Consider the following 21,648-nt stretch of genomic DNA (forward strand, 5'->3'; position numbering starts at 1 on the left):
AGTTTCAGTAGGCAGTGGATTTCATCTCTGCTAAGGTCACCCCTTTGGCGCTGTCGAAAAGAGCCACCCACCCCTTCTCCGCCTGTCTTTCCGCATGGTTTCGTGGGGTAATAGCGCAGACCAACTTATGGCTGCAGAAGCCTGGAATTGGACGGCAGAGAAGGGGTGGGAGGTTCTTTCCTCGGCAGGGGTAACGCGCCGATGAACTAACTGCCAACAGAAACTAAGGAGCGAAAGCACCGCTCCCAAGTTTCAGTAGGCAGTGGATTTCATCTCTGCTAAGGTCACCCCTTTGGTGCTGTCGAAAAGAGCCACCCACCCCTTCTCCGCCTGTCTTTCCGCAGGTTTTAGGAGGAAGTACCGCAGATTGACTCATGTTGGCAGATGGCTGGAATTGGACGGCAGAGAAGGGGCGGGAGGCTCTTTCCTCGGCAGGGGTAACGCGCCGATGAACTAACTGCCAACAGAAACTAAGGAGCGAAAGCACCGCTCCTAAGTTTCAGTAGGCAGTGGATTTCATCTCTGCTAAGGTCACCCCTTTGGTGCTGTCGGAAAGAGCTACCCACCCCTTCTCCGCCTGTCTTTCCGCATGGTTTCGTGGGGTAATAGCGCAGACCAACTTATGGCTGCAGAAGCCTGGAACTTTACAAACCATGCCAGTCCAGAACGCTTACTCCATATCTGTCCCAGGCCAGTGTAACCTGCAGAGAAACAGGCAGAGGAGGCCGGGGGCTCTTTCCGAAAGCACCAAGGGGTGCCCTTAGCAGAGGTAAAATCCAGCCTCTACGCAGACTTAAGCGCGGTACTTTCGCGCTTTAGTCGAAGTTGAGGATTAGTTTACCGGCGCGTTACCCCGCCGAGGAAAGAGCCCCCGGCCTCCTCTGCCGTCCCTTTGCTTTAAACTTGCCTCGCCGCAGTAACCTGGACTTAGCGGCAGTCCCCTGTCAGTCCTTGCAGGAATCCCGGAAATCCAAAGCAGTCCCGGAAAATTCCTTGACTATATTCTACAAGTAGAATATAGTAAGTAATGCAGACAGCAAATAGAGAGGAGCCCCCCAAATGCTGAAACACGGAATTTTAGGTCTTTTAAATTATCAGAACATGACAGGCTATGAAATCAATACCGTTTTCCGGGATTCCCTGTGCTACTTCTGGAATGCCAGAACCAGCCAGATTTATCGTGAACTGCAGACTCTGGAGCAGAAGGAATGGGTCACGAAAACCTGTGTGCCACAGCAGGGAAAGCCGGATAAAAATATCTTCACCATTACAAAGGCAGGACGTGAGGAGCTGCTGAGATGGCTTTCGGAGGACAGTCCGGATATGGCACAGAGAATTCCGATACTGATGAAAGTATTTTTTATGGGAGAACGGAACAGAGAGGAAAATATCCGTTACTTTAAAAATCTGAAAGCCTGCTGTGAACTGTTTTTACACAGCCTTGAGGCCGTGCCGAAGCATATAGAAGATTACAGCAATTATTTGGATAACAGAGAAAAGGCACAGTACTGGCATATGACTGTGGACTATGGACGGCGAAATCTGCGGATGCATATGGAGTGGGCGGAGAGCTGTATTGAAAAGCTGGAAAGGGATGGGGAGAGATGAAGGTTCTGGTGATCAACGGAAGCCCGAAGGGGAGAAAGAGCAATACCTGGAAGCTGACGGAGCAGTTTCTGGAAGGAATGCGGGAGAGTGTGAAGGGGCGTACAGAAGCCCGGTTAACAAAGGCGCAGACGGGAGAGAAGGAGATTCCGGAGACGGCAGAGAGAGACGCAGGGGAAGCGTCATTTGAAATAGAAGAAATACAGGTAACCCAATTGGAGATACATCCCTGTCTGGGCTGTTTTTCCTGCTGGAACCGGACACCTGGAAGATGCTGCATCCAGGACGATATGCAGGAAGTCATTGGGAAGCTGCTCTGGGCAGACGTGATTATATGGAGCTTTCCGCTCTACTATTTTACAGTGCCGGGCGGCCTGAAGAATCTCATAGACCGTCAACTGCCCATGGTGCTTCCTTTTATGGAGGAAAATACAGGGAAAAGGGGCAACGGCAGTCATCCGTCCCGGTATGATATGAGCGACAAGAAGACGGTCCTCATCTCTACCTGCGGATTTTATACCGCGGAAGGAAATTATGACGGGGTGTACAGCCTGTTTGACCATATCTGCGCAGACAGGGCTTATACGACTGTTTTCTGTGGGCAGGGAGAACTGTTCCGAGTGCCGGAGCTGTCCCGGAGGACAGGAGAATACCTGGACTATGTGCGGAAAGCAGGGAGAGAATACATGCAGGGAGGGATTCAGCCGCAGACGGAGGAGGCGCTGAAGCAGCTATTGTATCCGAAGGAGATATTCGAGAATATGGCGGATGCCAGCTGGGGGATTGACAGACAGACCGGAGAACGGGAATCGGATGCCCTGGTTTTCACCAGGCAGATGGCAGGGCTTTATCGGAAAGAAAATTATCCCGGCAGAGAGCTGATTCTGGAAATGTACTATACGGATTTGGATGAATGCTATCAGGTGGTATTGGGAGAAAATGGAAGTCAGGTGGTCACGGACAGCTCCCGGACAGCCACTACGAGAATTGAGACGCCGATTACGGTGTGGCGTTCTATCGCAGCCGGAGAGATAAGAGGAGATGCGGCATTGATGCAGCATTTGTACCGGGTGACGGGAGATTTCTCCATGATGCTGAACTGGGATAAATATTTTGGCGGCAGCGGCGGCAAAGGAAAGAACGAAAAAAGCGGTGAAATAGAAAGTAGAAAAGGAAATGTGGCGGAAGCGGCAGACACAGGCCGGAAAAATGGTAAGAAGAATCCGGGAGGGAGCCGGGGACAGGACAGAGAGACGAATATGATGAATCTGCTGATTCCCTGGATTGTTTTCTGGGTGGCGGTGTCCTTTGACGGATATTGGGGCTGCTTTCCGCCTCTGGCAGCCTGTGTTCTGGTACCGTTTATCCTGCGGAGGAATCAGAAGACCATTTATGATTCTCTGTCAGGTGTGCTGGTGACAGCCTTTTCCATGGCCTCTCTGCTGCGTGTTCCGGGTCAGATTGTGCTTCCGCTGTCTTACTTTGCCTTTGGCGTTATGTGGACGGCAAGCTGCCTCTGCAGAATTCCGCTGACGGCATATTATTCCATGAATCAGTACAATGGGGAGGAGGCTCTGGCAAATCCCATTTTTATGCGGACGAACCGGATCCTGACGCTGCTCTGGGGAATATTATATCTGGTGACGCCTGTGTGGACATATTTTCTCATAGGAAGTGGGATGGGCGTATGGACGGGGGCGGTGAATTCTGCTTTGCCGGCGCTGATGGGGATTTTTACACAGTGGTTCCAGAAATGGTATCCGGCAAGGGTTGCCGCCATGAGGAAATGAGTCGGCTGCCCGGCGGCGGAACGAAACTGCTGCGGAATGACAGTTTACAACAAAAACCATCAGGTACCTTGACATTTGCGGAGAACTTCGCTACAATAGCAAGGTACCAAATATTTTGGAGGAAGTGTTATGAAACTGATTCTGCAATACATACGGAAACATTTGGGTATTTTTCTGCTGTCAACTTTTTTCCTGACAATGGAGGCAATGGCAGATTTGCTGCAGCCTACCTTTATGTCCTATATTGTGGACGAAGGCGTGAAAAATGCTGATGTCAGACGGATTCTTTTCTATGGACTGATTATGCTGGGCATTGCCGGGGCCGGCGCATTCTCTGCTGTCATGCGCAACCAGTTTGCCAGCCGGACTTCTCAGACAATCGGCAGAGAGCTCCGCAGGGATATGTATCATAATGTGCAGCGGCTTTCCATGGAAAATATAGACCGCCTGCAGCCGGCGTCCATCATTACGCGGATTACCAATGATGTGACGCAGATACAGGAATTTGTGAATGGAATCATGCGTATCATGGTAAAGGCGCCCATTACCTGTATCGGCGCCATTGTGCTGATTATGTTCCAGACGCCCGGACAGGCGCCGGTTATGGCCGTTATCATCTTCGTGGTCTCTCTGCTGGTCTGGGGGAATATGCGGATCGGTTATCCGCGGTTTGGCACAGTGCAGAAGAAACTGGATGGCCTCAACGGTGTGACAAGGGAATTCCTTTCTTCCGTTCGTGTGGTGAAAGCTTTTCACGCGGAGGAAGAGGAGACAGATAAATTTCAGGAGTCTTCTCAGGCGCTTGCGGCGGCCAATGTCTCAGCACTTCGGGCCATGGCGATTTTTTCGCCGCTGATTAACCTGACGGTCAATTTCGGTATTGTGCTGCTGCTGTGGCTTTCCAGGAATCAGAGAAGCGCCGAAATCGGCAGACTGATGGCTTCTGTCAACTATATGACCCAGGTTCTTTTCTCTGTGATGATGATTTCCAATGCACTGAATACCGCGGTTCGCGCCGCAGCCTCCGCCGGACGGATTCGGGAGGTGCTGGACGAGGAACCGGCCCAGCATTTGCCGGAGAATCCGCTGACACCTGAGATAAAAGGAGATATCCGCTTTGAACATGTTTCCTTTGCCTATGCGGGAGCGGGAAGGGAATCTCTGCTTAATATAAATCTTCATATCAATCCCGGAGAAACGGTGGGAATCATCGGCTCTACCGGTTCGGGGAAGACCACGCTTGTCAATCTGATTCCCAGATTCTATGATGCCGGGAAAGGAAAGGTCCTGCTGGACGGCTGCGATGTGACCCGGATGGATACGAAACAGCTGCGGAATGCCATCGCGGTAGTCCCTCAGAAGGCGTTGCTTTTCAGCGGAACAATCCGGGATAATCTGCGCTGGGGCCGTGCCGACGCCTCTGAGGAGGAGCTGAAAGCGGCGGCGGAAACCGCCTGTGCAGATGAATTTATCGGGCAGAGCAGTCAGGGATACGATACTCTGCTGGGGCAGGGGGGAGTGAATCTGTCCGGCGGGCAGAAGCAGCGGCTTTCCATAGCGAGAGCGCTTGTGCGCTGCCCCCGGGTCCTGATTCTTGACGACTGTACCAGCGCGCTGGATGCCCGGACGGAAGCGGCCGTGCTGAACGGTCTGAGGAAGACGGCCAGTCAGGTTACCGTACTGCTGATCAGCCAGCGCATTTCCACTGTCATGCGCGCGGACCATATTCTGTGCCTGGACAACGGGCAGGTGGAAGGCTACGGGACACATGAGGAGCTGATGGCTTCCTGCGGAATCTATCAGGCAATCTATGACTCTCAGATTGGAGGTGGGCTGAATGGCTGAGAATAAAGAGTATGTGCCGCCCAGAAATCCCGGCGGGATATCCCGTCCCGGACGGGGCGGTGTCGTGGTGAAGCCGAAAAATATGAAAGGGACTTTGGGGAGACTGTGGCAGCTGACCAAAGGCCACAGGAAAGGACTGGGGTGGATTTTCCTGCTGTCGGGACTGGCTTCCGGAGCCTCTGTTCTGTCACCCTATGTGACGGGAAAGGCTGTGACGGCTATCAGCGGAGGGGATGCGCTCACCTGGATTCTGGTCTGTCTGACGGGGCTGTATGTCTGTGACTGGCTGATTCGATTTCTGCAGGCCTTTTTTATGGCTTCCATCGGACAGAATGTGATTCATCACATCCGGAGGGTACTGTTCGATCAGATTAAGACGCTGCCTCTGGCCTTTTTCGACAGGCACAGGCACGGTGAGCTGATGAGCCGTCTGACCAACGACGTGGATAATATCAGCATCACCATTTCCAGTTCCCTGACGCTTCTTCTGACTTATGCGTTTACCATCGGCGGTGTCTTTGTGATGATGGTGACTTTGAGCCCGCTTCTGACACTGGTGGCGATTGTGGGGGTGGTATTGATTTTCACTCTGACGAAAATCGTGACAAAGCGGACCAGAAAGCTTTTCCTGGAGCGTCAGAAGGTGTTGGGTGCGCTGAACGGGCAGGTGGAGGAAAGTATCTCCGGACTTTCCATCGTCAGGGCATTCTGCCGGGAAGAGGAGATGGAGCGGGAATTTGAAGAGAAAAATACCAGACTCTGCCGGGTGTCCATTCGCGCTCTGATATGGTCCGGCTATCTGATGCCGCTGATGAATGTGATTAATAATCTCTGTTATGTGGCCATTGCAGTGTTCAGCGGGGTGTTGTTTGTGAATGGCAGTATCGGAGACATCGGCCTGATTACCAGTTTTCTGCTCTATGTGCGCCAGTTTACCCGGCCTTTTGTGGAAATCGCAAATATTTACAATAATTTTCAGACTGCCGTAGCCGGTGCGGAGCGTGTGTTTGAGATTCTGGACGAAGAGCCGGAGCCGGCGGACAAAGAGGGGGCCCTGCACCTGACGGCGCCCAGGGGAAATATCGAGCTTCGGCATGTAAGCTTCGGATATAATCCTGATAAGCCGGTGCTGAGAGATGTGTCCGTGAAGATCCCGGCGGGAACACAGACTGCCATTGTAGGCGCCACAGGATCCGGCAAGACCACGATAATCAATCTGCTTACAAGATTTTACGATGTATCGGGCGGAAGCATTCTGCTGGACGGACATGATCTGCGGGATTACAAAATGGATGACCTGCGGGCGGCTTTCGGTGTGGTGCTGCAGGATACGGCATTATTTGCCGAGAGCGTCAGAGACAATATCGCTTACGGACACCCGGAGGCTGCCATGGAGCAGATTCGGCAGGCGGCGCGGGTTGCGGGGGCGGACGGATTTATCCAGCGTCTGCCCAAAGGATACGATACTGTGCTGGAACAGGGTGGAATGGAGCTGTCTCAGGGGGAGAGACAGTTAATCACCATAGCCAGAGCGGTTCTTGCCAACGCGCCGATTCTGATTCTCGACGAGGCTACCAGCTCAGTGGACACTGTTACCGAGCAGAAAATACGGCGTGCCATGCTGAAAATCTGCGAGGACCGCACATCGGTCATCATTGCACACAGACTTTCCACCATCCGGGATTCTGATATGATTATTCTGCTGGAGAAGGGGGAGATTGCGGAGCAGGGAACCCATGAGGAGCTGATGGCGCTGGACGGGCGCTATGCGCTGATGTATAAGACCCAGACAGGGTGATGACGATAACGGTTTCGACCACCTGGCTTCAGGGGTGACTGAGAGGCACATAAAAATCCCGGGCCTGCACCAACGCGAAGCCCGGAATAAAGAAGTGGCCGTTGGCCCTTCTTAAAGAGGGGGCTTTCAGCCCCTCTTTGAGGTGGCCGTTGGCCCTTCTTAAAGAGGGGGCTTTCAGCCCCTCTTTGAGGTGGCCGTTGGCCCTTCTTAAAGAGGGTGGCTTATAGCCCCTCTTAAAGAGGTGGCTTTCAGCCCCTCTTAGGGGAGGATAAGTATTATCCTTATCTTTGGTGAAAAATTCTTATCAAAGGAGGGGGTTCCTTGACATTAACTATTGTTGCCTGAAAATCGGTATCTATACATGGCGATGTAAATTTTTTAAAAAATTTTTTATTGTCTTCGATGATAATCTGGTATATACTGTTAGAAGCGGAAAAAATCTCGGAATTCTCCGCGGAAGAATACATCCGGCTGCAGGCCGGAAAGATTTAAAAGGTGGTAGAATATGGCTTTATTGGAAAAATGGAGAGAAATTGCATACAACGAGTCGGCAGATAAGAACGAACTGCAGGCGCTCTGGCAGGATTATTTTCAGGAGGAGAAGGAGATTTACGCCGAACTTCTGAAGAATCCGGAGGATGTGGTAAAGGGCACGGTGAAGGAGCTGGCCGACAGATATGAGGTGTCTGTGATGACAATGACCGGTTTCCTGGACGGCATCAATGACAGTCTGAAGGAGGCCAATCCCATTGAGGAGATGGAGGAGGATACGGAGGTAAATTTAGGCTTCGACAAGGCTCTTCTCTATAAGAATATGGTGGCTGCCGAAGCTGACTGGCTGTATAATCTGGAAGAGTGGGAGGATATTTTTGACGAAGATACCAGGAAGGCTCTGTATAAGGAGCAGAAATCCTCCACCACGATTGTGAAGGGTGCCAAAATATATCCGAACGATCCATGTCCCTGCGGAAGCGGCAAAAAATATAAAAAATGCTGCGGCAAAAGGTAAGCGACCGGGAAGGCTGACAGCAGCCGTTCACAGGAGGAGAAAGGACTCTTTTCAGCGAAAAGAGTTCTTTTTGTAAAAAAATTTCTTCTATGAGGAGGAATGCGCGATGAAAGAACTGCTGAAAAAAGTCAAGTGGGATGCCATACTGAGTTCCCTGCTGTATGTGGTGCTGGGAATTGTGACCCTTATTATTCCGGAGACAATGATTAAGACGCTGGGCTATCTGATCGGGATACTGCTTATTCTGGTGGGGGCTGTGTCCATGATCTGCTATCTGCTGAGGGACAACAGCCTGAACTATTATCGCCATGATTTCGGGTATGGGCTTGTGGGGATAGCGGTGGGCATTCTTTTTCTATATAAGGTGGAATGGATTATCTCTCTGGTTCCCGTGATACTGGGGATTCTGGTGCTGGCCAGCGGCTGCGGCAAGCTGCAGAATGTAATCGACATGAAACGGGCCGGATATGGAAACTGGGCGGCGATGCTGATTTTGGCCGTTATCAATGTGATTTTCGGTGTGATACTGATCGTCAATCCCTTTGACACCGTGATTCTGCTGTTCCAGCTGGTGGGCGCGGGACTGATTTTCAGCGGTGTCACAGACTGCATAACGGCTGTCTATGTGGCGGGCAGGCTGAAAAAGTTTGTGGACCGCATGGAGGTTGTGGACAGCAGCTTCGTGGAAGAGATAGTGAAGGAAAATAATTCCCGCAGAGGGCAGGAAGAGAATGGCGCAGAAGAGGCGCGAAGGGAAGACGGGGCGGAGAAAAGTGACGAAGAGACGTCGGAAAAAGTCAGTGATGAAGGAGCGGAAATGTGAATATAGCATCTTTTTTATTGCCAAAGGCGGAGGTGGCTTATCTGCGGGACGATATGACTCTGCGGCAGGGACTTGAGAAGCTGCGCAGAAGCGGATTTTCAGCCATACCCGTCATTGACAGGGAGGACCGGTATGTGGGTGTGATCAGCGTGGCGGATTTTCTCTGGAATATACTTGCCTACAATCAGAATCTGGAGGATATCACGCTGAAGAATCTGGAGCATATGACTGTGCGGGATTTTCTGCAGAACGGAAAGGTAAAGCCGGCCTGCATTGACACGGCCATGGAGAATCTGCTGGAACGGGCGAAAAATCAGAATTTCGTACCGGTTATCGACGACAGAAGTGTCTTTATCGGCATTGTCACCCGAAGTGATATCATAAAATATTTTGTGGACCAGAACAGAGAATGACAGACGGCGGGAACGAAAATACATACAGGAAAAGAGGTAGTTAAGATGAAGAAACTGGAAGAATACGTAGTCAGTATCCCTGATTTTCCCGAGGAGGGGATTATTTTCCGGGATGTGACCAGTGTGCTGCAGGATGCAGAGGGACTGCAGCTGGCAGTGAATACCATGCAGGAGCTGGTAAAGGATCTGGATTACGATGTGGTGGCCGGACCTGAATCAAGGGGATTTATATTTGGAACGCCTATCGCTTATAATAATAAAAAGCCCTTTGTTCTGATTCGGAAGGCAGGGAAGCTTCCCAGAGAAACTGTCTCTGTCTCTTATGACCTGGAGTATGGCAGTGCCGTCATTGAGATGCATAAGGACAGCATTCAACCGGGTCAGAAAGTGTTGATAGTGGACGATCTCATCGCCACAGGCGGAACCACCGAAGCCATGGTGAAGCTGGTGGAAAGCCTGGGCGGAGAAGTTGTGGGAATCGTGGTGCTGATGGAGCTGGCAGGACTGAAAGGCAGAGAGAAGCTGGCGGGATACCGTCTGGATTCGGCGATCTGCTACCAGGGAAAGTAGAGACTGTCCGGGAGATAAGCTTCTTGTGGAAAGCAGGGGTTTTACCGGGAAAGAAGGCTCCGGGAGCACTGAATGGGCGTAGAAAGTGTGGATGAGTATGGCGGAAGAAAAGAACGAGGAATTTTTTGACGACGGAAAAATGAGTGAATATCATGAATTTGTCGATCCCGAAGAATTATATCGGGAGCTTATTGCCCGTGTGCGGAAATATCATCCCAGCGACGATATCTCCATGATTGAGAAGGCATATAAGACTGCTGAGAAAGCGCATAAAGATCAGTTCCGTAAGTCCGGAGAACCTTATATCATTCATCCTTTGAACGTAGCCATTGTCCTGGCCGATCTGGAGCTGGACAAGGAAACCATAGTGGCTGGTATTCTCCATGATGTGGTGGAGGATACCATTATGACAGAGGAGGATTTGAAGAAGGAATTCGGAGACGATGTGGCTCTGCTGGTGGACGGTGTCACGAAGCTGGAGAAGATTCCCCTGTCCACAGGGACTGACCAGCCGGATGAAAAGCTGGAGATGCAGGCGGAGAACCTCCGGAAGATGTTTCTGGCCATGGCGAAGGATATCCGGGTGATTCTGATCAAGCTGGCGGACAGACTCCATAATATGCGTACGCTGCAGTATAAAAAGCCGGAGAGCAGGCAGCGGATCGCGAAGGAGACACTGGAGATTTACTGTCCCATTGCGCAGAGGCTGGGAATCAGCAAGGTGAAGATTGAGCTGGATGATCTGTCGCTGAAATATCTGGAGCCGGATGTCTATTATGATCTGGTGGATAAGATTTCCGTGAGGAAAAGTGTCCGTGAGAAATATATTCAGAGCATAGTGGACGAGGTCAGCGAGCATATCAGAAAAGCGGGCATCAAGGCGAAAATTGACGGTCGGGTGAAGCATTTTTTCAGCATTTACAAAAAGATGCTGAATCAGGACAAGACGCTGGATCAGATTTATGATCTCTTCGCGGTGCGGATTATTGTGGACAGCGTGAGGGACTGCTATGCGGCGCTGGGGGTCATCCATGAGATGTACAAACCCATTCCCGGGCGTTTTAAGGACTATATCGCCATGCCGAAGGCGAATATGTATCAGTCGCTGCATACCACGCTGATCGGCAGCTCAGGGCAGCCATTTGAAATCCAGATTCGTACGTTTGAAATGCATAAGGCGGCGGAATACGGGATTGCTGCTCACTGGAAATACAAGGAGGCTTCCGACGGCAAAAGGGTGGAGGCCCAGGAGGAAGAGAAGCTGGTCTGGCTGCGGCAGATTCTGGAGTGGCAGCGGGATATGTCGGATAATCAGGAGTTTATGAAGCTTTTGAAGAACGACCTGGATCTGTTCTCCGACAATGTGTATTGCTTTACACCCACAGGTGAGGTGAAAAATCTGCCGGCGGGCTCCACAACCATTGACTTTGCCTACAGCATTCACTCCGCGGTTGGCAACAGAATGGTAGGCGCCAGGGTCAACGACAAGCTGGTGACCATCGATTATGAGATTAAGAACGGTGACAGAATTGAGATTATCACTTCCCAGAATTCCAAGGGACCCAGCCGGGACTGGCTGAATGTGGTTAAGAGCACCCAGGCGAAGAATAAAATCAATCAGTGGTTTAAGAATGAATTGAAGGAAGACAACATTGTCAAGGGAAAGGAATTGCTGGCAAATTACTGCAAGATGAAAGCGGTGAACCTTTCCGAATTGATGAAGACAGACTATATGAGTGCGGTGATGCGTAAGTACGGATTCAGAGACTGGGATTCCGTGCTTGCAGCTATCGGTCATGGGGCGCTGAAGGAAGGGCAGATTGTCAACAAGATGCAGGACCTTTATGACAGAGAACACAAAAAGGCCATGACCAACGAGGAAGTTCTGGCCAGTATCGCGGAAGCGGGGGCGGCTTCCATCAACAGAACCGCCGCAGCAAAATCGAAAAGCGGTATTGTGGTGCGCGGAATTGCAGACTTGTCTGTCCGCTTTTCAAAATGCTGTTCGCCGGTGCCCGGAGACGAGATTGTGGGCTTTGTCACCAGGGGAAGAGGGATTTCCATTCACCGGACCGACTGTGTGAATATGATGAATCTGCCTGAAATCGAGCGGGCCCGCATCATTGATGCGGAGTGGCAGGCGCCGGAGGATGCCACGGAGAAATACGTGGCGGAGATTGACATCTATGCAAATAACCGCAACGGGCTGCTGGCAGATATCACAAAAGCGCTGACGGAAAAAAATATCAGCATACTGTCTCTGAATACGAGGGTCAGCAGACAGGGGCTGGCCACGCTGCAGATGTCCTTTGAGGTGGAGAGCAGAGAGGAACTGAATCGGGTCATCGAGAAAATCCGGGGAATCGAAAGTGTGGTGGACATTGAGAGAGCTACCGGCTAAAACGGAATGAAGATTTTCTAAGGTCAGAAAGGACCTGACCTAAGAAAATCTAAGTCATTCCGGGAAGAATGCAAGTGCAGCATTCTTCCGGACTTGCACCGGTTCGTTAATTTTGTCTCAGTCCGTTTTATTGTATTCGATATAATGCATGTATAATTAAATTTTTTGTCTTTGATATATGTCGGGTGAAGGGAGTAATATCCTGTGAAAGAAAGCTTAAAAAACTTTTATAACTATATCGCATCAGACGAAGAATTATTCGTGTGTATTCGTATCAATGCCGGTAGATGGAATGAGAAATCATATCTTCAAATGAAGAAGCAGTATATTGTCCGGCTTTAAAAGATGTACAGAGGAAGAAATCTGTGAGTACCATTCGGAAGAAATGTATTTAAGTATGATTGCTGAACGGATAAAAGAATTGAAGAATCTTCAGCTTGAATTCATGCACTCTTTATGGAATATGGATACGCCGGGAAGATGAAAGCAAATTGGAAATTAATTTTTTAGAAAATTTCAGGGAGATAAATGGTATGGCTGAGATTAAGATAGGGCGCATGGTGCTGGGGGTGTGCCAGACGAACTGCTATTTTTTGTATCGAGAGGGAGCCCATGAGACAATTGTGGTGGACCCTGCGGACAAGGGCGCGAACATTTATTCCGCGCTGGCAAAAAACGGGTTTCAGGTGGCGGGGATTTTGCTGACCCACGGCCATTTTGACCATATCTGGGGACTGGACGGGCTGCGGGATGCGGCAAATGCCGCCGCAGAGGCCGAGGGCGGCGGGCCGGTGCAGGCCTATGCCTGTGAGGCGGAGCGGGAGCTTTTGAAGAGCGCCCGGATGAATGTGTCGGAGCAGGCGGGAAGAGCCTGTGAGACTTATGCGGATGTATATGTGAAGGACGGACAGGAGATTACTCTGGCAGGAATGACCTGCACAGTGATTGCCACACCGGGACATACGGCGGGAGGATGCTGTTACTACTTTGAGGAGGCCGGCATTCTGGTATCGGGGGATACTTTATTCGCGGAGTCTGTGGGGCGGACGGATTTCCCCACGGGAAGTATGGGGACACTGGTCCGTTCTGTTAAGGACAGGCTTTTTGTGCTGCCGGAGGACACCAGGGTATATCCGGGCCATGGAGAGAGCACTACCATCGGATATGAGAAGAGGAACAACCCTTTCTGCGTCTGAGATGGGTTCGGTTCGCAGGTGGCGGCTTCTCACGGGAACCGACTGCTGAGATCTGGCTGCAAAGGGCAACCGGTGATGAACAGGAAGCTGCCGCCTGCGGAGGAGGAAAGGAAATAGGGTTTGGAAGAGAGATATCAAAAGGCCCACCTGGTGATGGACGAGGTAAGGAAGTCCATTGTGGGAAAAGACGACTGTATCGAGAAAGTAATGGCTGCTATACTGGCCGGGGGAAATGTGCTTCTGGAGGACGTGCCGGGAGTGGGCAAGACGGAGATGGCCATTGCTTTTTCCAGAGCCTGCGGGCTGAAATCCAACCGGGTGCAGTTTACGCCGGATGTAATGCCGGCGGATATTACAGGATTTTCCATGTATCGGAAGGAGACAGAGAGCTTTGTGTACCGGCCGGGAGCGGTGATGTGTAATCTGCTGCTGGCAGATGAAATCAACAGAACTTCGCCGAAGACCCAGTCTGCGCTTCTGGAAGTCATGGAGGAGGGAAATGTGACCATAGACGGTGTCACCAGACCGGTGCCCCGTCCTTTTATTGTGCTGGCAACCCAGAATCCGGTAGGGTCTTTCGGCACGCAGAGACTGCCGGAGGCCCAGATGGACAGATTTCTAATCTGCATTACCATGGGATATCCGGAGCTGGAGGACGAGATTGCGATGCTGAAAAGCCGTCACAGGGGCAGACCTCTGGACCGGATTGTGCCCGTAATCAACGGGGAAGAGCTGCTGATGATGCAGGCGGAGACGGAGAACATTTTTATCCATGATGCACTCTATAAATATATGACTCTGCTCTCCAGAGCCACCAGGGAAAATGAGTGTACCGATCTGGGCTTAAGTCCCAGGGGAACGCTGGCGCTGGGGAAAATGGCCAGAGCTTATGCATACATACGGGGAAGAAATTATTGTGTGCCGAAGGATATCAAGGCGGCGCTTTATGATGTGGGGATGCACCGGATCCGCCTGAATCAGAGAGCCAGAATAAACGGCAGAAAGGTTACGGATATCCTGGACGAGACACTGTCTCAGGTGCGGGAACCCAGACTTGGCGAAAGAGTATGACGAGAAGAATTTGTTATCTGCTCCTTTTGGCGGCAGGCTTTTTTCAGATGATGCTCTATGATTATCAGGGACTGCGCTTTCTGCTCTGCTGCGCGGTCTGTATTCCGGCCCTGTGTTTTATTCTGCTGCTTTTCCAGTTTCATTCCTGTAAAGTTACCCTGTTGACTGACCGGATATTTGTATCCCGGGGGGATACGGTGAAGGTTCGCGTGAGAGTGCGGGCCAGAGCCAGAGGAATTCTGCCCATATCGGGGATATGGGTGTGGATGAGATGGCATCTGCCCGGTGAACAGGGGGAAAAGCAGCTGCTGAGAATTCGGGGAATCCGGAGGAATTCCATCAGAGAGATACCTGTGGAGCTGACGGCAAAGCACTGCGGCAGGGTGCGGATTGAGATGAAAAAAGCAGTAATTTATGACTGTCTGGGACTTTTTTCTCTGCCGGTAAAAAAGGGAGAGGGCGTGGAAATCTGCATTACACCGGTGATCGGGCCTGTCTCTGCGCAGGTGCTGGAGACTGCTTTGGGGAATCCTGTAAGCCGGATGGGCGAGCAGGAGGGAGACTTGCTGCTGAGAGATTTCCTGCCGGGCGACAGCCTGCATCGCATCTACTGGAAGCTGATGGCGAAGGATGGGGAAATGCAGGTAAGAGATATGGAAAAAAGCAATTCGTTTCGTTTCTTTTTCTCCTTTTCGGATGCCTTTCGATCACAGTCGGAAAACTGGGACCGGTATCTTGACAGGGCCTGTTCGCTGTTGTATTTTTTTGCGGAGAACCAGCCAACGCAGACCAGAATGGAAGCGGTGTGGAAGAGCGGAGAGAGCTTTTTCCGACAGGAGATTACAGATGTGGAGTCACTGCAGACATGGATTTATCTGCTGTTGATGCAGGAGGCGGCAGGAATGCCGTTTCCGGAGGCTGAAATTCCTCTTCTGGAACAGGAATTTCATCTGGAAGAGGACTGCCGGCTGTATGTTGGAGAGCAGTGTGTATATGAAGAGTGAGAAAAAGCAATTCTTAAGACTGGGGCATCTGGCGGATCTGCTGCTTCTGTTTATCAACAGCATCGGCATTGCAGGGGCCCTGGTGCAGGTACTGCAGATTCCCTGGGCGGTTCCCGCCGGGGAGATTGCCGCGGAAGGGGCCGGGGGCGGTGCTGCTACAGGTGAAAATGTACTGACAGTGATTGGACTTGACCGCACCCTGTTCTGGGGCGGTCTGTTTCTCATCTGTATGTCAGTGCTGCTGCTTCAAAAGGGCGGAGATAAAAAAAGAGTGCTTTGGCGCATGGGAATATGTGCGGCGCTGTATCTTCTGACAGCAGTGATTTTCAGGGAAAAGCTTTTGACAGGATGGTCTCTTGGGATGCAGAATACGGTGAAGCATCTCAATGAAAGATATCTGTTTCATATTACCTGGCCGGCTGACGCCGCGGTGCTGGCAAAGCTTCGGCACAGCGCCGACACCGGGGCAGGACTGGTCACGGGGAGTGTTCTTTTTTTCCTTTTTCCGCTGGAACTTGCGGCGGGCTTTTTCTGGAACCGCGGCAGAGGTGTCTGTCTGCTTCTGGGCAATATGCTCTGGCTTCTGCTTGCCTTTACCTGTAATGTATTTCCGGATTATTTTTTTCTGATCTTCTGTGTGCTGGGTATGGTGGGTGCGCTGGTGCAGAAGGAATTTGCGGATACACCCGGGACAGGTGTGTGGGCGGCTGCCTGTGTGGCAGCCCTGGCGGGCCTGTGTATGGGGCTTGTGTACCGCTTCCTTCTGCCGGAGATGGACAGGCAGTATGATGCGCTGCAGGAGGACAGAGAGGCATTTTACAGAGCGGTAAATGAGGAGTGGATTCCCGCGCTGCAGAATGCCCTGCCCGGTTCGGGCTATGGATTCGGGGGAGGACCGGATGTGACGGGAGAATTGTACCGCCGGAATCTGTTCAGCTACACGGGGGCGGGAGTGTACAGTGTAACTGTGGACAGTATGCCGCCGGGAGCGCTGTATCTGAAAGGGTTTACAGGCGGGACTTACGGGGAAGAAGAATGGGAAGCCTGGCCGGATGCACATTTGGAAGACTACTATGGGGAACACGGCCTGGACCTGCCTTCCGACTACGCTGCCTGGCCCAATATCACCTATATGGCTGTGGGGGAGATCCAAAAGAATGCGGCTGACGGACATATGGCCATACGGGAGATAGGGGGCAGAGGGAGCTACAGCATCTATCCTTACGGCGCTCTGCTCACGGAAGAATTTCAGGTTCGCGGGGACGGCAGTGCGGCCCGCAGAGGGAAAGAATATGGATTTCAATACCGTTTTCCGGAAGGATATGTGGGCTGGGAGGTGCTTTCGGAAGACTGGGCTGAACTGGAAGCGGAATATCGTCAGTATGTGTATGATAATTTCCTGGAATATCCACGGGAAAGGCTGCCGCTGCTCACGAGACAGCTGGAACAGGATAGATTTCAGGGAGACAGTATCCATTCCTCGATTCTGGAAGTTATGAGCTTCCTGTCGGGTCAGGCTTCTTACAATCTGGATGTGGGCCGGAATCCTTCGGATACGGATTTCGTGGAATATTTTCTCTTTGACAGCCATGAAGGCTACTGTGTGCATTTCGCATCTGCGGCTGTGCTCGCCCTGCGCTATCTGGGAATCCCTGCGCGCTATGTGACGGGGTACGTGGTATCCCCCTCCGACTTTTCGGCGAATGATGAGAATACATATACTGCAGTGATTACGGGAAAGCAGGCGCATGCGTGGGCCGAAATTTATCTGGACGGTGTGGGATGGATTCCTGTGGAGATGACGCCGGGGGCGGTGGCCTTTGCACAGGACAATCGGCTGGAACAGGCGGCATATGTGGGGCAGCTTACAGGAGAAAGGTTCTGGATGGAGGAGAAGGATTTTCTGCCTGACGGCTGGGAAGAGGAGCCTTTTTCAGGGCAGGAAGCTTCCGGGGAACCGGAGAATCCTGTGCCGGAAGGGCCGGAGGCATCGTCTGAGGAATCGAAAGCAGAGACGGCAGATCCTCTGCAGGAGGAGAAGGGGGAGTCGGCTGACATCGAAGGACAGGAGGCCGTATCTCAGGGAGTGGCAGGCTCCGGGAATGGACAAAAGGGTGTTCCCGCAGCTGTGTGGAGAGCTGTATCCCTGATTCTGGCTGCTGTGGGCGGGACTTTGGCGGCAGTATGGACGAGAAGGCGGAAGAGAGCGCGCTGGCACAGGCGTCTGGAAGCAGCGGGAGCCCGGGAGGAAATATTCCTCTTATACCGGGAACTGCGCAGGGTGTTCCGGGCGGCAGGCTGTCCGGGAAGGCTGGCTGCGGACGGCAGAGGATTCCAGCAGTTCCTTCGTCAGACCTGTCCCCGGGTGACTGGAGAAGAGTATGAAGCTTTCTGCGGCATTCTGGAGAAAAATACTTTCGGAGACAGGGAGCCCTCCGGGGAAGAGCTTCAGGAAATGCGGTTTCTGTATGAGAAAATGCGCGAAGAGGTATATGGCAAAATGCCTTTTTATAAAAGGGTGCTGCTGGGATAATTTGGAGTGAGAAGGAAAAGAGGAGCGGAAATGCTGGTTGTGGATGTGAACAGAGAGAATTTTGAATATGATGTGCATGCGATTGTACAGGCGTTTTATCCGGAGGAACAGGTAAAGGTTCTGACGCCGGAAACCGGGGAGGAAAAACGGTCGCTTCTGCAGGAAAAAATTCGTTTCCGCATTCGGGAGGAAGGAGACAGCGTGCTGTGTACGCTGGATGACAGAGAATATTGCTGGAAGGCAGAGGGGGAGAAGGAGGGCTTTAAACGCTTTCTGTATCTGACTCTGAGTCAGATGACAGGCAGAACCCTTCCCTGGGGGAATCTCACGGGAATTCGTCCCACGAAAATCGCCTATGGTATGCTGGACCAGGGGAAAAGTGAAGAAGAGATTGTGGACTTTTACAGGCAGAAATATTTTGTCAGTAAAGAGAAGGCAAGACTTTCTGTGGACATTGCCAGGCGGGAAAGAACGCTTCTGGCAGGTATTCGCCATGGGGAAAAAACGCCGACGGATTCCGGCTCGGAATGCAGCGATCCTGTGGAAGGTTACAGTCTCTATATCGGGATTCCCTTCTGTCCCACTACCTGCCTGTACTGCTCTTTCACTTCTTTTCCCGTGAGCGGATACCGGAAGAAGGTGGATAGTTACATTGACTGTCTGATTCGGGAGATGGAGTATGCAGCCGAGGCGTACAGGGATAAAATACTGGACTGCGTTTATATCGGCGGCGGTACGCCTACCACACTGGAAGTGGAGCAACTGGACAGGCTGCTGACCAATCTGAAACGGTTATTCGACTTTTCCACCGTGAAGGAGTTTACAGTGGAGGCGGGCCGGGCAGACTCCATCACGGAGGAGAAGCTCAGGACGCTGTACCGGCATGGCGTAGACAGAATATCGGTAAATCCCCAGACCATGAAGCAGGAGACGCTGGACCTGATAGGAAGAAAGGCTTCCGTGGCACAGGTGGAGGAGGCTTACGCCCGGGCCCGCCGGATTGGCTTCGACAATATCAACATGGATTTGATTCTGGGGCTTCCGGGAGAAAGCGCCGAAGATGTGCGGCGTACCGTTGACAGGATTGTGGAGCTGGGGCCGGACAGTCTCACAGTGCATTCCCTTGCCGTCAAGCGCGCCTCCCGGCTGAGCCAGTGGGTTCAGGAGAACGGTGTATCCATGCTGTGCAACACGGATGAGACCATGGAAATTGCGGCCCGGGGAGCGGAAAGGCTGGGACTGGTTCCTTATTATCTGTACCGGCAGAAGAATATGTCCGGCAATTTCGAGAATGTGGGATATGCCAGAGAGGGGAAGGCGGGACTGTATAATATTCTGATTATGGAGGAGAAACAGACCATTATCGCTGTCGGAGCCGGGAGCATCAGCAAAAGGGTGCATCCGGACGGACTGATCGAACGTTGCGAAAATGTCAAGGATGTGGATTCTTTCATAGAGAGAATCGACGAGATGATTGAGAGGAAACGGAAACTTCTTGAGGATTAAAGAGAGGTTATCCAGTGTGCAGATCCAAAAGGTTGGATTGTATTTTTGGCATGGCAGCCGGACATTGAAAAGGGACAGAAATGGCGTATAAGATATTGATTATTGATGATGATACCGAACTGCTCAAAATGCTGAAAAAGTATTTTGAAATAAAGAAGTATGAAGTCATTACGGCAGAGAATGGGGTGGAGGGGTTACAGAAAATAAAACTGCAGCCGGATATCATATTACTGGATGTCAATATGCCGAATTTGGACGGGATAGAGGTGTGCAGGAGGGTGCGGGATAAAGTAGACTGCCCGATTTTGTTTCTGACCGCGCGGGTAGAGGAACAGGACGTGGTAAACGGGTTTTCTTCCGGGGGTGACGACTATATTTTAAAGCCTTTTCGTCTGAAAGAGCTTGATGCAAGGATTACGGCGCATCTGAAACGGGAGACACGGCGCAAAGAAAAGACAGAAGTGTGCTTCCAGGGGGAGCTGTGCATTGACTATCAGGCGAAGACCGTGCAGATTCACGCAGATTATCTGGAGCTGACAAAATCAGAATATGGAATTATTGAATTTTTGACCATGAATCCGGGGATGGTCTTTGATAAAGAAAGAATTTATGAGAGGGTCTGCGGTTATGATGCGGAAGGGGACAGCAGGGTGGTTACAGAGCTGATCCGCCGAATCAGAAAGAAGATTCAGCAATATACGGAAAACAAATATATTGAAACCGTATGGGGGATGGGATATCGATGGATAAAATAAGAAATCTTTCCGTGAGAAAAACCATTCTTTTGTATATGGCGGTTGCCTTATTTTTCAGTTTTCTGCTCTCGGCTGTCATTGTCAGAATTGCCGAACAGACACAAAGGCGTATCTGGTGGAATTATATAGATAAAGAAGCATTGATCGAAGCGGAACAGAAAGCTCACGGTTATATAGTGGAGATTCCAAGACCCAGTTCTTATGAGATGACACAGTCGGAATTTTTTGTGTCAGAACTTTGCGATTTTTTAGGGACTTATGCTGTGGTGATCTTGTCTATGGCAGGAAGCTGCGGGGCAGTTTTCCTCTTTTACCGGAACAAGTTAAGGCGGCCCATGGAAGAACTGGCGGAAGGCTCCAAAAAGATTGCAGAGAATCAGTTGGATTTTTCCCTTTCCTATGAGAATGAGGACGAGATGGGCCAGCTTTGCAGGGAGTTTGAGCGGATGCGGGAACAGCTTGCCAGAAATAATCAGGCCTTATGGCAGACCGTGGAGGAGGAAAAGATGCTGCGGGCGGCCATTGCCCACGATATACGCGCGCCCTTGTCCGTTTTGAAAGGGTATCAGGAAATGCTGATGGAATATCTGCCGGGCGAAGACATTGATCTGGGACAGGCAATGGAAATGCTGTCAGAAAGCGGACGCCAGATTGAACGTATGGATGCCTTTGTAGAAGCAATGCGGAAATTGAGCAGTTTGGAAAACCGGCAGCTGAACCCGGAGAGTATCTGCGCCGGACAATTGGAGAAGGATATTCAGGGTGAACTTGCCGTTTTGGAAAAAGAGTATGGGAAACAATGTGTGTTGCAGGTGTCAGAATCAAAGGAAGAATTTTACGGGGATAGGGAAGTGGTTTTGGAGGTAACGGAAAATCTCCTGTCAAATGCCCTGCGTTACGGGAAACAGCAGATTACAATTGCGGTAAATATCGGATATGCAAAGTTAAGCATCTGTGTCATGGATGACGGGGATGGTTTTCGGGAAGAGGCAGAAAAAATTACGGAAGCGTTCTATGGGCAGAATGCAAAAGACAGCCTGAAACATGCGGGGCTTGGAATGTATATCAGCAGGCTGTATTGTGAAAAGCATGGGGGAAAACTGGTTTTGGGAAATGATGAGCAGGGAGGGGCTGTGGTGACAGCAATATTTCGTCGGATTGCGTAAGTAATCCGGCGTTTTTCATTGTCTTTCTGTTGTTATTTTTCTTTTATAATGTCTCTTTGATAATAGAATCATCCTTTAGATTCTATTATAGAACCTGGATAATAGAATCATGTTTTAGATTCTATTATAGAACCTGGATAATAGCATTTAGATAATAGTATTT

16 protein-coding genes are annotated in these 21,648 nt (G+C 51.1%); all 16 read left to right on the plus strand.

The window, feature by feature from the left end; all coding sequences use genetic code 11:
* Positions 1-1,059 precede the first annotated feature (1,059 nt).
* Positions 1,060-1,608, plus strand: a complete 549-nt coding sequence (locus tag NSB25_RS22985; RefSeq protein ID WP_103241757.1) for a PadR family transcriptional regulator — start codon at positions 1,060-1,062, stop codon at positions 1,606-1,608.
* Positions 1,605-3,395 carry a flavodoxin family protein gene (locus tag NSB25_RS22990; protein ID WP_103241758.1) on the plus strand — a complete coding sequence of 597 codons (1,791 nt, stop codon included), beginning with the start codon at positions 1,605-1,607 and terminating at the stop codon, positions 3,393-3,395. The genes NSB25_RS22985 and NSB25_RS22990 overlap by 4 nt, the downstream gene beginning before the upstream one ends.
* A 129-nt stretch (positions 3,396-3,524) precedes the next feature.
* Positions 3,525-5,240 (plus strand): ABC transporter ATP-binding protein, encoded by a 1,716-nt coding sequence (locus NSB25_RS22995; RefSeq protein ID WP_103241759.1) that lies wholly within the window; start codon positions 3,525-3,527, stop codon positions 5,238-5,240.
* Positions 5,233-7,038, plus strand: coding sequence for an ABC transporter ATP-binding protein (locus NSB25_RS23000; RefSeq protein ID WP_103241760.1), 1,806 nt, complete (start codon positions 5,233-5,235; stop codon positions 7,036-7,038). The genes NSB25_RS22995 and NSB25_RS23000 overlap by 8 nt, the downstream gene beginning before the upstream one ends.
* A 505-nt stretch (positions 7,039-7,543) precedes the next feature.
* Positions 7,544-8,047, plus strand: coding sequence for an SEC-C metal-binding domain-containing protein (locus NSB25_RS23005; protein WP_103241761.1), 504 nt, complete (start codon positions 7,544-7,546; stop codon positions 8,045-8,047).
* Between the two features lie 106 nt (positions 8,048-8,153).
* The gene (locus NSB25_RS23010; protein ID WP_103241762.1) at positions 8,154-8,870 is read left to right on the plus strand and encodes an HdeD family acid-resistance protein; all 717 of its coding nucleotides are present in this window, start codon (positions 8,154-8,156) and stop codon (positions 8,868-8,870) included.
* Positions 8,867-9,283 (plus strand): CBS domain-containing protein, encoded by a 417-nt coding sequence (locus NSB25_RS23015; RefSeq protein WP_103241763.1) that lies wholly within the window; start codon positions 8,867-8,869, stop codon positions 9,281-9,283. Before NSB25_RS23010 ends, NSB25_RS23015 begins: the two co-directional genes overlap by 4 nt.
* A gap of 45 nt (positions 9,284-9,328) precedes the next feature.
* Positions 9,329-9,853: an adenine phosphoribosyltransferase gene (locus NSB25_RS23020; protein WP_103241764.1), complete on the plus strand. Its 525-nt coding sequence runs from the start codon at positions 9,329-9,331 to the stop codon at positions 9,851-9,853.
* Between the two features lie 97 nt (positions 9,854-9,950).
* On the plus strand, positions 9,951-12,254 hold the full coding sequence (locus NSB25_RS23025; RefSeq protein ID WP_242982581.1) for a RelA/SpoT family protein: 2,304 nt from the start codon (positions 9,951-9,953) through the stop codon (positions 12,252-12,254).
* Between the two features lie 533 nt (positions 12,255-12,787).
* On the plus strand, positions 12,788-13,450 hold the full coding sequence (locus NSB25_RS23030; protein WP_172455246.1) for an MBL fold metallo-hydrolase: 663 nt from the start codon (positions 12,788-12,790) through the stop codon (positions 13,448-13,450).
* 120 nt (positions 13,451-13,570) lie between these two features.
* The gene (locus NSB25_RS23035; RefSeq protein ID WP_242982579.1) at positions 13,571-14,521 is read left to right on the plus strand and encodes an AAA family ATPase; all 951 of its coding nucleotides are present in this window, start codon (positions 13,571-13,573) and stop codon (positions 14,519-14,521) included.
* Positions 14,518-15,525, plus strand: coding sequence for a DUF58 domain-containing protein (locus NSB25_RS23040; protein ID WP_103241766.1), 1,008 nt, complete (start codon positions 14,518-14,520; stop codon positions 15,523-15,525). Before NSB25_RS23035 ends, NSB25_RS23040 begins: the two co-directional genes overlap by 4 nt.
* Positions 15,515-18,058 (plus strand): transglutaminase-like domain-containing protein, encoded by a 2,544-nt coding sequence (locus tag NSB25_RS23045; RefSeq protein WP_172455247.1) that lies wholly within the window; start codon positions 15,515-15,517, stop codon positions 18,056-18,058. The genes NSB25_RS23040 and NSB25_RS23045 overlap by 11 nt, the downstream gene beginning before the upstream one ends.
* A gap of 6 nt (positions 18,059-18,064) precedes the next feature.
* Positions 18,065-19,564 (plus strand): coproporphyrinogen dehydrogenase HemZ, encoded by a 1,500-nt coding sequence (gene hemZ / locus NSB25_RS23050; protein WP_330406195.1) that lies wholly within the window; start codon positions 18,065-18,067, stop codon positions 19,562-19,564.
* Between the two features lie 80 nt (positions 19,565-19,644).
* A complete protein-coding gene (locus NSB25_RS23055; RefSeq protein WP_103241769.1) occupies positions 19,645-20,319 on the plus strand; it encodes a response regulator transcription factor in 675 nt (224 codons plus the stop codon).
* A complete protein-coding gene (locus tag NSB25_RS23060; RefSeq protein WP_103241770.1) occupies positions 20,307-21,485 on the plus strand; it encodes a HAMP domain-containing sensor histidine kinase in 1,179 nt (392 codons plus the stop codon). Before NSB25_RS23055 ends, NSB25_RS23060 begins: the two co-directional genes overlap by 13 nt.
* Positions 21,486-21,648: the final 163 nt, after the last annotated feature.

The sequence above is a fragment of the Acetatifactor muris genome (assembly GCF_024623325.1).
In the GTDB taxonomy this organism is placed as follows: domain Bacteria; phylum Bacillota; class Clostridia; order Lachnospirales; family Lachnospiraceae; genus Acetatifactor; species Acetatifactor muris.

Excerpts from the sequence above, each read along its gene's own strand:
- NSB25_RS22985 (WP_103241757.1), top strand. The coding sequence starts at position 1,060 with ATGCTGAAACACGGAATTTTAGGTCTTTTAAATTATCAGAACATGACA.
- NSB25_RS22990 (WP_103241758.1), top strand. The coding sequence starts at position 1,605 with ATGAAGGTTCTGGTGATCAACGGAAGCCCGAAGGGGAGAAAGAGCAAT.
- NSB25_RS22995 (WP_103241759.1), top strand. The coding sequence starts at position 3,525 with ATGAAACTGATTCTGCAATACATACGGAAACATTTGGGTATTTTTCTG.
- NSB25_RS23000 (WP_103241760.1), top strand. The coding sequence starts at position 5,233 with ATGGCTGAGAATAAAGAGTATGTGCCGCCCAGAAATCCCGGCGGGATA.
- NSB25_RS23005 (WP_103241761.1), top strand. The coding sequence starts at position 7,544 with ATGGCTTTATTGGAAAAATGGAGAGAAATTGCATACAACGAGTCGGCA.
- NSB25_RS23010 (WP_103241762.1), top strand. The coding sequence starts at position 8,154 with ATGAAAGAACTGCTGAAAAAAGTCAAGTGGGATGCCATACTGAGTTCC.
- NSB25_RS23020 (WP_103241764.1), top strand. The coding sequence starts at position 9,329 with ATGAAGAAACTGGAAGAATACGTAGTCAGTATCCCTGATTTTCCCGAG.
- NSB25_RS23025 (WP_242982581.1), top strand. The coding sequence starts at position 9,951 with ATGGCGGAAGAAAAGAACGAGGAATTTTTTGACGACGGAAAAATGAGT.
- NSB25_RS23030 (WP_172455246.1), top strand. The coding sequence starts at position 12,788 with ATGGCTGAGATTAAGATAGGGCGCATGGTGCTGGGGGTGTGCCAGACG.
- NSB25_RS23040 (WP_103241766.1), top strand. The coding sequence starts at position 14,518 with ATGACGAGAAGAATTTGTTATCTGCTCCTTTTGGCGGCAGGCTTTTTT.
- NSB25_RS23045 (WP_172455247.1), top strand. The coding sequence starts at position 15,515 with ATGAAGAGTGAGAAAAAGCAATTCTTAAGACTGGGGCATCTGGCGGAT.
- NSB25_RS23055 (WP_103241769.1), top strand. The coding sequence starts at position 19,645 with ATGGCGTATAAGATATTGATTATTGATGATGATACCGAACTGCTCAAA.
- NSB25_RS23060 (WP_103241770.1), top strand. The coding sequence starts at position 20,307 with ATGGATAAAATAAGAAATCTTTCCGTGAGAAAAACCATTCTTTTGTAT.